Below are 13268 nucleotides of genomic sequence, written 5' to 3'. Positions count from 1 at the left end.
GCCTGGCGTTCGGGCCCGATGTCTTGCGCCACTGGGTCCGACCGCCCGCGCCGAAGCGCGGTACTGCTTCGCTGCTTTAGATCACGCGGGCAGCTTCGACAAGACGCGACACAGCCCAGGCTTTCGTCTTCGAGATCGGACGCGTTTCCTGGATTTCGACGAGGTCGCCCTCGTTGTACGTGTTCGCATCGTCGTGTGCGTGGTACTTCTTCGAGCGCACGACGTACTTGCCGTAGATCGGGTGCTTCACGCGGTGCTCGACCAGCACGGTAACCGTCTTGTCCATCTTGTTGCTGACGACCTTGCCGATCAGCGTCCGCTTGAGCGAGGTTTTCACGCTATCGTTCATTTCTGGTTCGCCTTCTCAGTCAGGACGGTCCGCACGCGTGCGATATCGCGACGAACCTTCTTCAGCTGGCTCGTATTCGTGAGCTGCTGCGTCGCGAGCTGCATGCGCAGGCCGAATTGCGCTTTCAACAGGTCCGACAGCTCCTTGTTGAGCGCGGCCTTGTCTTTCTGGTGAAGTTCTGAAGCCTTCATCACTTGCTCCTTAGGCGCCCAGCTGGCGAACGATGAACGTCGTCTTCAGCGGCAGCTTGGCTGCGGCCAGACGGAACGCTTCACGCGCCAGCTCTTCGGTTACGCCATCCATTTCATACAGCATCTTGCCCGGCTGGATCTCGGCGACATAGTACTCAGGGTTACCTTTACCGTTACCCATCCGTACTTCAGCCGGCTTTTGCGAGATCGGCTTGTCCGGGAAAATGCGAATCCAGATGCGGCCGCCACGCTTGATGTGACGCGTCATGGCACGACGCGCCGCTTCGATTTGACGTGCGGTCAAACGGCCGCGACCGATAGCCTTCAGGCCGAATTCACCGAACGACACGGCATTGCCGCGCGTCGCGACACCGGTGTTGCGGCCCTTTTGCTCTTTGCGATACTTCCTGCGTTTCGGTTGCAGCATCGTTATTCTCCAGTCTTGCCGTCGCCACCGGCACCACCACGACGCGGTGCGCCACGGCGGGCACCCGAGGGCGCGCCACCTTCGCCGTCACGGCGGGGACGGCGCTCGCCCGGACGCGCATTGCGGCGCGGACGCTTTTCCTCGACGGGCTCTTCGACGACCGGAGCATCGTTGCGGCCGAGCGTGTCGCCCTTATAGACCCACACCTTGACGCCGATGATGCCGTACGTCGTCTTCGCTTCCGACGTTGCGTAATCGATGTCGGCACGCAGCGTATGGAGCGGTACGCGACCCTCGCGATACCATTCGGTACGCGCGATTTCGATACCATTCAGGCGGCCGGCGCTCATGATCTTGATGCCCTGGGCACCGAGACGCATGGCGTTTTGCATCGCACGCTTCATCGCGCGGCGGAACATGATCCGGCGCTCGAGCTGCTGCGTGATCGAATCCGCGATCAACTGAGCATCGGTTTCCGGCTTGCGGATTTCCTCGATGTTGACGTGGACCGGCACGCCCATGCGGCGTTGCAGCTCCGACTTCAACAGCTCGATATCCTCACCCTTCTTGCCGATGACGACGCCAGGACGCGAGCTGTAAATCGTGATGCGCGCGTTCTTCGCCGGACGCTCGATGACCACACGGCCCACCGAAGCGTTCTTCAGCTTCTTCTTCAAATACTCACGAACACCGATGTCTTCCTGGAGCATCGCCGCGAAATTGTTGTTGTTCGCGTACCAACGCGACGCCCAATTGCGGCTGACGGCCAGACGGAAGCCAGTCGGATGAATTTTCTGTCCCATCGTATGACCCCTTAATTCCCGACCGTCACAGTGATGTGACAGGATTGCTTCTCGATGCGGTTGCCGCGACCCTTCGCGCGCGCGGTGAAGCGCTTCAGCGAAGCAGCCTTGTCGACGTAGATGCTCTTGATCTTGAGCTCGTCGATATCGGCGCCTTCGTTGTGCTCCGCATTCGCGATCGCCGACAGCACGACCTTTTTCACGATGCCTGCCGCCTTCTTCGGCGAGAACGTCAGAACGTTCAGCGCCTTGTCGACCGGCAAACCGCGGATCTGGTCGGCCACAAGGCGCGTTTTCTGCGCCGAGATGCGGGCACCGCGATGAATTGCTTTCACTTCCATCTTGATTGCCCCTTATTTCTTGGCCTTCTTGTCGGCCGCGTGACCCTTGAACGTACGGGTCAATGCGAACTCGCCAAGTTTGTGGCCGACCATGTTTTCCGAGATGTACACCGGAACGTGCTGACGACCGTTGTGGACAGCGATCGTCAAGCCGATGAAGTCCGGAAGGATCGTCGAGCGACGCGACCAGGTCTTGATCGGCTTCTTGTCGCGCGAAGCTGCAGCCGCCTCAACTTTCTTCAGCAAATGGGCGTCGCAGAACGGACCTTTTTTTACAGAACGTGCCATTGTCTGCTCCTTAACGCTTGTGACGGCGCTGGACGATCATCGTCGTCGTGCGCTTGTTGCTGCGGGTGCGATAGCCCTTCGTCTGCTGGCCCCACGGGCTCACCGGATGACGGCCTGCCGCTGTACGACCCTCACCACCACCGTGCGGGTGATCGACCGGGTTCATCGCAACGCCACGCACCGTCGGGCGGATACCGCGCCAGCGGTTCGCACCGGCCTTGCCGATTTGACGCAGGCTGTGTTCTTCGTTGCCCACTTCGCCGATCGTCGCGCGACACTCGATATGTACGCGGCGGATTTCACCCGAACGCAGACGAACCTGCGCGTAGGTGCCTTCACGCGCCAGCAGCATCGCCGAGGTACCGGCCGAACGCGCCATTTGCGCGCCCTTGCCCGGCAGCATCTCGATGCAGTGGATCGTCGTACCGACCGGGATGTTGCGGATCGGCAGCGTGTTGCCTGCACGAATCGGCGCTTCCGAGCCGGACATCAGCTGTTGACCGACCGTCATGCCCTTCGACGCGATGATGTAGCGACGTTCGCCGTCGGCATACAGCACGAGCGCGATGTTCGCGCTACGGTTCGGGTCGTACTCGATACGCTCGACCTTCGCGGGAATGCCGTCCTTCGTGCGACGGAAATCGATCACGCGATAGTGTTGCTTGTGACCGCCACCCTTGTGACGCGTCGTGATGTGACCGTTGTTGTTACGGCCGGCGGTCGAGGTCTTCTTATCGACGAGCGCCGCGAACGGCTTGCCCTTGTGAAGATCCTTGTTGACCACCTTGACCATCGCGCGGCGTCCGGGCGAGGTCGGTTTAACTTTCACGAGTGCCATGATTACTTGGCCTCCGCTTCGAAGTTGATTTCCTGGCCCGGCTTCAGGCAGACATAAGCCTTCCTGACGTCCTTGCGGCGACCCATGAACCGGCCGAAGCGCTTCGCCTTGCCCTTCACGTTGAGGACGTTGACCGAATCGACTTCCACCTTGAACAGCAGCTCGACAGCAGCCTTGACTTCCTGCTTCGTCGCGTCGGGCGCGATTTCGAACACCACTTGCTCGTTCTTGTCGGCCACCAGCGTCGCCTTCTCGGAGATCACCGGCGCGAGCAGGACCTGCATCAAACGATGATCGTTCTTGCGATTCTCGCTCATGACAGCAACTCCTCGATCTGGGCGACCGCAGCCTTCGTGATCAGTACTTTCTTGAAGTAGATCAGCGAGAGCGGGTCCGCGTAACGCGGCTCGACAACCGCCACATGGGCGAGGTTGCGCGACGCGAGGTACAGGTTCTCGTCGACCGTGTCCGTAATCACGAGCACGGATTCGAGCCCCATGGCCTTGAATTTCTCGGCCAACAGCTTCGTCTTCGGTGCTTCGAGAGCGAGGTCCTCGACGACCGACAGACGGCCTTCGCGGGCGAGCTGCGAGAAGATCGAGCAGAGACCTGCGCGATGCATCTTCTTGTTGACCTTGTGCGAGAAGTTCTCTTCGGGCGAGTTCGGGAAGATCCGACCACCGCCACGCCACAACGGGCTCGACGACATACCGGCACGGGCACGGCCCGTACCCTTTTGGCGCCACGGCTTCTTCGTCGTGTGCTTGACCTGCTCGCGATCTTTCTGCGCGCGGTTGCCGCTGCGCGCGTTCGCTTGATAAGCGACGACGATCTGATGAATCAGGGCTTCGTTGTAGTCACGGCCGAACACGACGTCCGATGCGTTGACCGTCGCGCCTTCCTGTCCATTCGCATTCAGGAGCTTCAGTTCCATTATTTCGCTCCTTTCACGGCGCGCGCCTTCACAGCCGGCGTCACGAAAACCTTGCCACCCTTCGCGCCGGGAACGGCACCCTTGACGAGCAGCAGCTTGCGATCCGCATCGATGCGAGCGATTTCGAGATTTTGCACCGTGACCGTATCGTCACCCATGTGACCGGTCATGCGCTTGCCAGGGAACACACGACCCGGATCCTGCGCCATACCGATCGAACCCGGCACGTTGTGCGAACGCGAGTTACCGTGCGAGGCACGGCCCGAGGCGAAGTTGTAGCGCTTGATGGTACCGGCGTAGCCCTTACCGATCGACACGCCTTGCACGTCGATCTTCTGGCCCACTTCGAAGATATCGACACCGATCACGGCGCCGGCGCTGAGCTCGGCCGCCTTGGCGGCATCGATTTTGAATTCCTTGAGGATTTCACCGGCTTCGACGCCGGCTTTGGCGAGGTGACCTGCCAGCGGCTTCGTCACGCGCGACGCACGGCGCGTACCGAAAGCCACTTGAACGGCGGTATAACCATCCGTTTCAACGGTCTTGATCTGCGTCACGCGGTTGTCGGACACGTCCAGCACGGTCACGGGAATCGAATCCCCTTCGGCCGTGAAGATACGGGTCATGCCAACCTTGCGACCTACGAGTCCAAGGCTCATCGTTTTCTCCATTCCCGACTGCGATTGGCCGGGGCTAATTTACAAAATGCCAGAGCCTTTCAACCCGCAATCCCGCGCCAGCAAAGGCTGCCAGGGATCGACAGGGGACCTGAACGGCTCCAGCTTTTTTACGCAAATGCGTGAAAAGCCTTGCATTATAGCGAGGCCCTTCGTTTTTCGCAAGCAATCAAAGACTTACCGCCACCCGTGAGCAAGGTGGCGGCGCAAACCTTATTGCAGCTTGATTTCGACGTCCACGCCGGCCGGCAAATCGAGCTTCATCAGCGCGTCGACGGTCTTGTCCGTCGGATCGACGATGTCCATCAGACGCTGGTGCGTGCGGATTTCCAGCTGATCGCGCGACGTCTTGTTGACGTGCGGCGAGCGCAGGATGTCGTAGCGCTGGATGCGAGTAGGCAGCGGCACGGGGCCACGGACGATTGCACCGGTCCGCTTCGCCGTCTCGACGATCTCGGCAGCCGACTGATCGATCAGACGATAGTCGAACGCCTTGAGGCGAATACGGATTTTCTGCTTTTGGATCTGCTGCATGACGATTCCTTGGAAAGAGCGAGGCGGCTTTGCACCGCCGGATTGGTAAAGAACGAGGGGTTGGACTCCCGCCAGGAAGCCGGTGCCCAACCCCGGACACGACTACTTCGTACAACTGCGCGCCAATGCTGACCGCGTTGGCGCGAAGCCGACGATTTTACTCGATGATCTTCGCAACGACACCTGCGCCGACGGTACGGCCGCCTTCGCGGATAGCGAAGCGCAGGCCTTCTTCCATGGCGATCGGTGCGATCAGCTTGACCGTGATCGCCACGTTATCGCCCGGCATCACCATTTCCTTGTCCTTCGGCAACTCGATCGAGCCCGTCACGTCCGTCGTACGGAAGTAGAACTGCGGACGGTAGTTGTTGAAGAACGGCGTGTGACGGCCGCCTTCGTCCTTGCTCAGCACGTACACCTCGGCCGTGAAGTGCGTGTGCGGCGTGATCGAACCCGGCTTGGCCAACACTTGGCCGCGCTCCACGTCTTCGCGCTTCGTGCCGCGCAGCAGGATACCCACGTTGTCGCCCGCTTGACCTTGGTCCAGCAGCTTGCGGAACATCTCCACGCCCGTGCACGTCGTCTTCACCGTCGGCTTGATACCGACGATTTCGATTTCCTCGCCAACCTTGATCACGCCCCGCTCCACGCGGCCCGTCACCACCGTGCCGCGACCCGAGATCGAGAACACGTCTTCCACCGGCATCAGGAACGCACCGTCCACCGCGCGCTCCGGCGTCGGAATGTACGTGTCCAGCGCATCGGCCAGGTTCATGATCGCCACTTCACCGAGCTCGCCCTTGTCGCCTTCCAGCGCCAGCTTGGCCGAACCCTTGATGATCGGCGTTTCGTCGCCCGGAAAGTCGTACTTCGAGAGCAGCTCGCGCACTTCCATTTCCACCAGCTCGAGCAACTCCGCGTCGTCCACCATGTCGCACTTGTTCAGGAACACGATGATGTACGGCACACCGACCTGACGCGCCAGCAGGATGTGCTCACGCGTTTGCGGCATCGGGCCGTCCGCGGCCGAGCACACCAGGATGGCGCCGTCCATCTGCGCCGCGCCCGTGATCATGTTCTTCACGTAGTCCGCGTGGCCCGGGCAATCGACGTGCGCATAGTGACGGTTCGCCGTCTCGTACTCCACGTGCGCCGTGTTGATCGTGATGCCGCGCGCCTTTTCTTCCGGCGCCGCGTCGATCTGGTCGTACGCCTTTGCCTCGCCGCCGAACTTCGCCGTCAGCACCGTCGTGATTGCCGCCGTTAGCGTGGTCTTGCCGTGATCCACGTGACCGATCGTGCCGACGTTCACGTGCGGCTTGGTCCGTTCGAATTTACCTTTAGCCATGATTCTCTTCTTTCAATAAGTGGTCGATTAGAAGGATTCGCCGTACGCGGCTTACTTCGACTTTGCGCTGATGATGGCGTCCGCCACGTTACGCGGCGCCTCAGCGTAATGCTTGAACTCCATCGTGTACGTTGCGCGGCCTTGCGTCAGCGAGCGCAGCGACGTCGAGTAGCCGAACATTTCCGACAACGGCACTTCGGCGCGAACGATCTTGCCCCCGCCGACCATGTCTTCCATGCCCTGAACGATGCCGCGACGGCCCGACAGGTCACCCATCACGTTACCCATGTAGTCTTCCGGCGTTTCGACTTCCACGGCCATCATCGGTTCGAGGATGACCGGGCTTGCCTTGCGCATCGCTTCCTTGAAGGCCATCGAGCCGGCCATACGGAACGCGTTTTCGTTCGAGTCCACATCGTGGTACGAACCGAACGTCAGGTGCACCTTGACGTCGACGACCGGGAAGCCCGCGAGCACGCCGCTCTTGAGCGTTTCCTGAATACCCTTGTCGACCGCGGGAATGTATTCGCGAGGAATGACACCGCCCTTGATCTCGTCGAGGAATTCATAGCCCTTGCCCTGCTCGTTCGGCTCGAGCGTGATGACCGCGTGACCGTACTGGCCGCGACCGCCCGATTGCTTGACGAACTTGCCTTCGACATCGGACGCCGTCGCGCGGATCGTTTCGCGATACGCCACTTGCGGCTTGCCGACCGTCGCTTCCACGTTGAATTCGCGCTTCATCCGGTCGACGAGAATTTCGAGGTGCAGCTCGCCCATGCCCGAAATGATCGTCTGTCCCGACTCTTCGTCCGTTTGCACGCGGAACGACGGATCTTCCTGCGCCAGACGGTTCAGCGCCAGGCCCATCTTTTCCTGGTCGGCCTTGGTCTTCGGCTCGACGGCCTGCGAGATCACCGGCTCCGGGAAGACCATGCGCTCGAGCACGATCGGGTGCTGCGGATCGCACAGCGTGTCGCCCGTCGTCGCTTCCCTCAAGCCGACGGCCGCGGCGATGTCGCCCGCGCGCACTTCCTTGATTTCTTCGCGCTGATTCGCGTGCATCTGCAGAATCCGGCCCAGACGCTCCTTCTTGTCCTTCGTCGAATTCAGCACCGTATCGCCCGAGTTGACGACACCCGAGTAGACGCGGAAGAAGATCAACTGGCCGACGAACGGGTCCGTCATGATCTTGAACGCGAGCGCCGAGAACTTCTCGTCGTCCGACGCCCTACGCTCGGCCGATTCGCCACTCTCGAGCTCACCCTTGACCGGCGGAATATCGACCGGCGACGGCAGGAAATCGATCACGGCGTCGAGCATGCGCTGTACGCCCTTGTTCTTGAACGCGGTGCCGCAGAGCATCGGCTGGATTTCGCAGGCGATCGTGCGGTCGCGCAGCGCCTTGACGATTTCCGCTTCCGTGAGCTCTTCACCGCCGAGATACTTCTCCATCAGTTCTTCACTGGCCTCGGCAGCCGATTCGATCATCTTCTCGCGCCACTCGTTGCAGGTGTCGACGAGTTCGGCCGGGACGTCCACGTAGTCGAACTTCGTGCCTTGCGACGCTTCGTCCCAAATGATCGCCTTCATCTTCAGGAGGTCGACGACGCCCTTGAAGTTCTCTTCCGAGCCGATCGGCACGACGACGGGCACCGGGTTCGCCTTCAGGCGGGTCTTCAGCTGGTCGTAGACCTTGAAGAAGTTCGCGCCGGTCCGGTCCATCTTGTTCACGAACGCAAGGCGCGGCACCTTGTACTTGTTCGCCTGACGCCACACCGTTTCCGATTGCGGCTGCACGCCGCCCACGGCGCAATACACCATGCAGGCGCCATCGAGCACGCGCATCGAACGCTCCACTTCGATCGTGAAGTCGACGTGACCCGGCGTGTCGATGATGTTGATGCGGTGTTCCGGATAGTTACCGCCCATGCCCTTCCAGAAGGCAGTCGTCGCGGCCGACGTAATGGTGATGCCGCGCTCTTGCTCCTGCTCCATCCAGTCCATGGTTGCAGCGCCGTCGTGAACCTCGCCGATCTTGTGGTTCACGCCGGTGTAAAACAGAATGCGCTCGGTCGTCGTCGTTTTGCCGGCGTCGATGTGAGCGCTAATACCGATGTTGCGGTAGCGCTCGATAGGAGTCTTGCGAGCCACTTTTATCCTCTATTGGATCGCACAACGCATCTGATGAAAGGCGTTGCGCCCTAACACAAACGGGCGAGGCGCTGAAAAGCGCACCCGCCCGGAATTTTTTCCGATTGAGCCAGCGATGAGCGGCTTAGAAACGGAAATGCGAGAACGCCTTGTTGGCCTCGGCCATCCGGTGCACTTCGTCACGCTTCTTCATTGCACCGCCGCGGCCTTCCGCGGCTTCTTGCAACTCACCGGCGAGACGCAACGCCATCGACTTCTCGCTGCGCTTTTTCGCGGCCTCGCGCAACCAACGCATCGCCAATGCCATACGACGCGACGGACGCACTTCGACCGGAACCTGATAGTTGGCTCCACCAACGCGGCGGCTCTTCACTTCGACCACCGGCTTCACGTTGTTGAGCGCAACCGTGAACACTTCCAGCGGGTCCTTGCCACCCTTGGTCTGGATTTGTTCGAAAGCGCCATACACGATGCGCTCGGCAACCGACTTCTTGCCCGAGAGCATCAGGACGTTCATGAACTTTGCAACATCAACGTTACCGAACTTCGGATCCGGCAACACTTCCCGCTTGGGGACTTCGCGACGACGCGGCATGTTTCTTTCCTTTACTTTTCAGTTGGAGCGCTGCTTTCACTGACGCTCCGCGGCCACCAACTAACCCGATCCACCTAATGACAAACCAGCTTGGCCGGGTGACCACTTACTCGACAGCACCGACGATTTCGGCACCACCGCCCTTGTTGAATCCGAAAAACCGGTTACTTGCCGGCCTTCGCGCGCTTCGCACCGTATTTCGAGCGAGCCTGCTTACGGTCCTTGACGCCTTGCGTATCGAGCGAGCCGCGAACCATGTGGTAGCGCACACCCGGCAAGTCCTTCACGCGACCGCCGCGGATCAGCACAACCGAGTGTTCCTGCAGGTTGTGGCCTTCACCGCCGATATACGAAATGACTTCGAAGCCGTTCGTCAGACGAACCTTGGCGACCTTACGGAGCGCCGAGTTAGGCTTCTTCGGCGTCGTGGTGTACACGCGTGTGCACACACCGCGACGCTGAGGACAGTCCTGCAAGGCCGGGCTCTTGCTCTTCGCCGTTTCCGACGTGCGGCCTTTGCGAACCAGTTGATTGATGGTTGGCATTGTGTATTCCCGAAATTGAAAAAAGCGACGCACCTCCGGCCGGGCAAAGCGGACAGCGATACGCCTGACGCATCCTGGATGGAGTAGCCCGGACGGGCATTCCACGGACAGGAACCCGGCATGATATTGCGAAAAGGTCAAGCGCGTCAATAGTTTGCGAGGATTGGGCCGACGGGACCGTCCACGCCGCCTCAATCCGCCCCGACAACCTCGAGCAACTCGTCCCCAAAGCGCTCGAGCTTGCGCGCGCCGATTCCAGGGATATGACGCAAATCGTGGATCGAATCAGGCGCCGCCCGCGCGATTTCAGCCAGCGTAGCGTCATGAAAGATGACATAGGCCGGCACGCCATCACGCTTGGCCGTATCGGTGCGCCATGTGCGCAGCCGCTCCCATCGCGCGCGCTCACGTGGCCCGAGGCCGGCGGCCGGATCGACTCGCTGGGCCGAGCGCCCAGCGGACTGCCGGCTGCGAACCGGCTTGACGTAGCGCCGCAACGTCACGGTCGTCTCGCCCTTGAGAACTGGCTTGCTAGCCTCCGTCAAAACGAGCGCGCCGAATCCGTCGTGATCGACCGCGAGGTAACCGAATGCCACCAGTTGTCGAAAGACAGCCCGCCATTCGGCATCGGACAACTCTCCGCCGATCCCGAAGGTGCTGAGCGCCTCATGGCCGCGCTGCAGAATTTTCTCGGTTCGATTGCCACGCAGAATGTCGATCAGATGGCCGGCGCCGAAGTTGAATCCGCTCGCGCGCTGCGCCCGGAACACACATGACAGTGCCATTTGCGCCTCACGCGTCGCATCCCACGACGCCGGCGGTTCCAGACAGGTATCGCAATTCCCGCACGGCTCGCTCGCCTCGCCGAAATAAGCCAGCAAGCGCACACGCCGGCATGTCGCTGTTTCGCATAATCCAAGCAACGCATCGAGTTTGCCCGTCTGCACGCGCTTGTGAGCTTCGTCGGCATCGGACTCGTCGATCATCTTGCGCTGTTGCACGACATCGCCGAGCCCATACGCCATCCACGCATTCGCAGGCAGACCGTCGCGCCCCGCACGGCCCGTCTCCTGATAGTAGCCCTCCACGCTTTTGGGCAGATCCAGATGGGCGACGAAGCGCACGTCCGGTTTGTCGATACCCATACCGAATGCGATCGTCGCGCACATGACGATGCCCTCTTCGCGCTGGAACATCTCCTGATGACGCTGCCGCGTTTCGAACTCCATGCCGGCGTGATACGGCAGCGCGCGCAGCCCCTGCGCCTTCAGCCATTCCGCCGTTTCCTCGACTTTGCGGCGCGACAGGCAATAAACGACGCCGGCGTCGCTCGTGCCGTCGCTATTCGTGTGCTCCGCGCGAATGAAGTCGATGAGCTGCGCACGCGCATTGTCCTTTTCGACGATCCGATAGCGGATGTTCGGCCGATCGAAGCTCGATACGAAAATGCGCGCATCGTCGAGCGCCAGGCGATGGACGATCTCATCACGGGTGATCGCATCGGCCGTCGCCGTCAACGCGATTCGCGGTACGCGCGGAAAACGCTCATGCAGCACCGACAGCTGAATGTACTCGGGCCGGAAATCGTGCCCCCATTGCGACACACAGTGCGCCTCGTCGATCGCGAAAAGACCGATGCGGGCGCGCTCGAGCAACTCGAGAAAACGCGACGTCATCAGCCGCTCCGGCGCGACGTACAACAGATCGATCTGGCCCTCGCGCAGCGCGCGCTCGGTCGCCGCGGCCTCGGCACCTGAAAGCGTGGAATTCAGAAACGCCGCGCGCACGCCCACTTCCGTCAGCGCCGCGACTTGGTCCTGCATCAGCGCGATCAATGGGGAAACGACGATGCCGGCCCCGAGTCCGGCCTCGCGGCGCACGAGCGCGGGTATCTGATAACACAGCGACTTGCCGCCGCCGGTGGGCATCAGCACGAGGCAATCGCCGCCCGCGGCTACATGCTCGACGATGTCGTGCTGCTGTCCTCGAAAGGCGGGATAACCGAATACCTCATTGAGGATTTCAAGAGCACGCGACATGAGCGATGGGAGCAGGCGAAGGAGCTGACGTCCCCGAATTCTACCAACGGACCGCCCCGCCGCATCGGCAAGATTGCCGCGTTGGCCGATCGGACAGCGTGTTTCGGATACCCTGCGCCAAGTTCGGAGCGACGCCCGCGCACACCCGAGAAGGGCCTAGGCTTGCATCGCCCATTCCTCGATACCGAGCTCAGCATTCGACGATGTCGATTTCGCCCACCGGCCGCGGCTCATGCGGGGAAGAACCGCAGCGTTTGCCCGACGACCGATCGCCTTCGAACGACGTTTCGGGCGACAAACCGCCGGACGGTTCGCCCGCGCACAGTCCGCTTGACGACCTCGGACGCTTGAACACTGAGCGAACAGCCGCGCGCGCCACGTTTCGCGCGAAGCAGGCTCCCCGCATCGAGCCGATCTTCACTGCGCCTGGGCCGGACGCGCTTGCGTCCATCGATGCAACGCAGCTCATCGCCAAATGGGCAGCCGACAGCCGCCTGCGGCGTGCAACCGACCTTGCTGTCGATGCCTTGCTTGCCCCTGCGACGCTTACGTTGCTGGCCGGCGCAAGTATCGCGCTGGCGCTCGAAGGCAAGGTGGGGACCGTCCGATTCCATTCCCCGCGTGTTGGCATGAACCACGAGATATTTCTGATGCGCAAGCTCCGCACGCTGCTCGGTGGTGATCAATCCGACAGCAGTTCGGGTGCCCACGACCCGCGTGCGACGAAAGTCGGCGACTTTCTGCGCAAGTACATCATCGACGAAATGCTCACGCTTCCGACCAATGTCGTGAAGGGCCAGATGCAGCTCGTGGCACATCGGCCCCTAGTGCCGGAAGATCTCGAGATAATGAGCGAAAGGCTGCGCCCGGAGGACAATCACATTTGGCATGCCGTGTATGGCGCCGAGCCCCCCGGTTTCCTGAGCGCATTCGGCAATTTGAGCCCGTTTCTCGATGCCGAATCGGACGAATACCTGCGCGCGCGTGCGGTACTCGACGTCTGGCAGGCAATCAATGCGGGGCCGGCCTTGTCGCGGCGGATCATCGCCGATACGGTCCGCATCGGCCTTGGCAAGATCAAGGATCCGTCTCAGCTCGCAGGCTACCGCGAAACCCACGGCGCTCGGAGCCTGGCGTTAGCCGCATGAACGCCGCGCTCGCGCGTCGAGTCCGCCGATGCGCCGCCAACCGCGTGCAATAATCCC

17 protein-coding genes are annotated in these 13268 nt (G+C 61.3%); 1 reads left to right on the top strand and 16 read right to left on the bottom strand.

The features are described from left to right. Window positions 1-76 precede the first annotated feature (76 nt). From rpsQ to recQ, 16 genes are all read right to left on the bottom strand, one after another. Window positions 77-349 carry a 30S ribosomal protein S17 gene (rpsQ, locus tag GWC77_RS10455; protein WP_173256839.1) on the bottom strand — a complete coding sequence of 91 codons (273 nt, stop codon included), beginning with the start codon at window positions 347-349 and terminating at the stop codon, window positions 77-79. Next, a complete protein-coding gene (gene rpmC, locus GWC77_RS10450) occupies window positions 346-540 on the bottom strand; it encodes a 50S ribosomal protein L29 (RefSeq protein ID WP_075159014.1) in 195 nt (64 codons plus the stop codon). Before rpmC ends, rpsQ begins: the two co-directional genes overlap by 4 nt. Window positions 541-550: 10 nt before the next feature. Further along, entirely contained in the window at window positions 551-967 is a 417-nt protein-coding gene (gene rplP / locus GWC77_RS10445) for a 50S ribosomal protein L16 (RefSeq protein WP_173256838.1), read from the bottom strand. 2 nt (window positions 968-969) lie between these two features. Continuing rightward, the gene (rpsC, locus tag GWC77_RS10440; RefSeq protein WP_173256837.1) at window positions 970-1770 is read right to left on the bottom strand and encodes a 30S ribosomal protein S3; all 801 of its coding nucleotides are present in this window, start codon (window positions 1768-1770) and stop codon (window positions 970-972) included. Window positions 1771-1781: 11 nt separating this feature from the next. Continuing rightward, window positions 1782-2111 carry a 50S ribosomal protein L22 gene (rplV, locus tag GWC77_RS10435; RefSeq protein WP_004199272.1) on the bottom strand — a complete coding sequence of 110 codons (330 nt, stop codon included), beginning with the start codon at window positions 2109-2111 and terminating at the stop codon, window positions 1782-1784. Window positions 2112-2123: 12 nt separating this feature from the next. Next, window positions 2124-2399 carry a 30S ribosomal protein S19 gene (gene rpsS / locus GWC77_RS10430; protein WP_004199273.1) on the bottom strand — a complete coding sequence of 92 codons (276 nt, stop codon included), beginning with the start codon at window positions 2397-2399 and terminating at the stop codon, window positions 2124-2126. A 10-nt stretch (window positions 2400-2409) separates the two neighbouring features. After that, window positions 2410-3237, bottom strand: coding sequence for a 50S ribosomal protein L2 (gene rplB, locus GWC77_RS10425; RefSeq protein WP_173256836.1), 828 nt, complete (start codon window positions 3235-3237; stop codon window positions 2410-2412). A gap of 2 nt (window positions 3238-3239) precedes the next feature. Continuing rightward, a complete protein-coding gene (gene rplW, locus GWC77_RS10420; RefSeq protein WP_173256835.1) occupies window positions 3240-3554 on the bottom strand; it encodes a 50S ribosomal protein L23 in 315 nt (104 codons plus the stop codon). Continuing rightward, entirely contained in the window at window positions 3551-4171 is a 621-nt protein-coding gene (rplD, locus tag GWC77_RS10415) for a 50S ribosomal protein L4 (RefSeq protein WP_173256834.1), read from the bottom strand. The genes rplW and rplD overlap by 4 nt, the downstream gene beginning before the upstream one ends. Beyond that, on the bottom strand, window positions 4171-4830 hold the full coding sequence (rplC, locus tag GWC77_RS10410; protein ID WP_173256833.1) for a 50S ribosomal protein L3: 660 nt from the start codon (window positions 4828-4830) through the stop codon (window positions 4171-4173). The genes rplD and rplC overlap by 1 nt, the downstream gene beginning before the upstream one ends. A gap of 231 nt (window positions 4831-5061) precedes the next feature. Beyond that, entirely contained in the window at window positions 5062-5373 is a 312-nt protein-coding gene (rpsJ, locus tag GWC77_RS10405; RefSeq protein ID WP_173256916.1) for a 30S ribosomal protein S10, read from the bottom strand. Between the two features lie 166 nt (window positions 5374-5539). Continuing rightward, the gene (gene tuf, locus GWC77_RS10400; RefSeq protein WP_173256817.1) at window positions 5540-6730 is read right to left on the bottom strand and encodes an elongation factor Tu; all 1191 of its coding nucleotides are present in this window, start codon (window positions 6728-6730) and stop codon (window positions 5540-5542) included. A 51-nt stretch (window positions 6731-6781) separates the two neighbouring features. After that, window positions 6782-8884, bottom strand: coding sequence for an elongation factor G (fusA, locus tag GWC77_RS10395; RefSeq protein ID WP_173256832.1), 2103 nt, complete (start codon window positions 8882-8884; stop codon window positions 6782-6784). 124 nt (window positions 8885-9008) lie between these two features. Continuing rightward, complete coding sequence (gene rpsG, locus GWC77_RS10390; RefSeq protein WP_008343817.1) at window positions 9009-9479, bottom strand: 30S ribosomal protein S7; 471 nt, start codon at window positions 9477-9479, stop codon at window positions 9009-9011. Window positions 9480-9643: 164 nt separating this feature from the next. Continuing rightward, window positions 9644-10024, bottom strand: coding sequence for a 30S ribosomal protein S12 (rpsL, locus tag GWC77_RS10385; protein ID WP_173256831.1), 381 nt, complete (start codon window positions 10022-10024; stop codon window positions 9644-9646). A 191-nt stretch (window positions 10025-10215) separates the two neighbouring features. Then, window positions 10216-12063, bottom strand: a complete 1848-nt coding sequence (gene recQ / locus GWC77_RS10380) for a DNA helicase RecQ (protein ID WP_173256830.1) — start codon at window positions 12061-12063, stop codon at window positions 10216-10218. A gap of 203 nt (window positions 12064-12266) precedes the next feature. Between recQ and GWC77_RS10375 the strand changes: the two genes are divergently transcribed. Next, window positions 12267-13211 (top strand): sugar transferase, encoded by a 945-nt coding sequence (locus GWC77_RS10375; RefSeq protein WP_173256829.1) that lies wholly within the window; start codon window positions 12267-12269, stop codon window positions 13209-13211. Window positions 13212-13268 lie beyond the last annotated feature (57 nt).

Origin of the sequence: Paraburkholderia sp. NMBU_R16 (assembly GCF_013282575.1) — a bacterium.
Lineage (GTDB): Bacteria > Pseudomonadota > Gammaproteobacteria > Burkholderiales > Burkholderiaceae > Trinickia.
This window is presented reverse-complemented; position numbering and strand designations above follow the sequence as displayed.

Coding starts and splice junctions, on each gene's coding strand:
- rpmC (WP_075159014.1), bottom strand. CDS start 540: ATGAAGGCTTCAGAACTTCACCAGAAAGACAAGGCCGCGCTCAACAAG.
- rpsQ (WP_173256839.1), bottom strand. CDS start 349: ATGAACGATAGCGTGAAAACCTCGCTCAAGCGGACGCTGATCGGCAAG.
- GWC77_RS10375 (WP_173256829.1), top strand. CDS start 12,267: ATGTCGATTTCGCCCACCGGCCGCGGCTCATGCGGGGAAGAACCGCAG.
- rplC (WP_173256833.1), bottom strand. CDS start 4,830: ATGAGCCTTGGACTCGTAGGTCGCAAGGTTGGCATGACCCGTATCTTC.
- rpsS (WP_004199273.1), bottom strand. CDS start 2,399: ATGGCACGTTCTGTAAAAAAAGGTCCGTTCTGCGACGCCCATTTGCTG.
- tuf (WP_173256817.1), bottom strand. CDS start 6,730: ATGGCTAAAGGTAAATTCGAACGGACCAAGCCGCACGTGAACGTCGGC.
- rplD (WP_173256834.1), bottom strand. CDS start 4,171: ATGGAACTGAAGCTCCTGAATGCGAATGGACAGGAAGGCGCGACGGTC.
- rpsG (WP_008343817.1), bottom strand. CDS start 9,479: ATGCCGCGTCGTCGCGAAGTCCCCAAGCGGGAAGTGTTGCCGGATCCG.
- rplV (WP_004199272.1), bottom strand. CDS start 2,111: ATGGAAGTGAAAGCAATTCATCGCGGTGCCCGCATCTCGGCGCAGAAA.
- rpsC (WP_173256837.1), bottom strand. CDS start 1,770: ATGGGACAGAAAATTCATCCGACTGGCTTCCGTCTGGCCGTCAGCCGC.
- recQ (WP_173256830.1), bottom strand. CDS start 12,063: ATGTCGCGTGCTCTTGAAATCCTCAATGAGGTATTCGGTTATCCCGCC.
- rplB (WP_173256836.1), bottom strand. CDS start 3,237: ATGGCACTCGTGAAAGTTAAACCGACCTCGCCCGGACGCCGCGCGATG.
- rpsL (WP_173256831.1), bottom strand. CDS start 10,024: ATGCCAACCATCAATCAACTGGTTCGCAAAGGCCGCACGTCGGAAACG.
- rplW (WP_173256835.1), bottom strand. CDS start 3,554: ATGAGCGAGAATCGCAAGAACGATCATCGTTTGATGCAGGTCCTGCTC.
- rplP (WP_173256838.1), bottom strand. CDS start 967: ATGCTGCAACCGAAACGCAGGAAGTATCGCAAAGAGCAAAAGGGCCGC.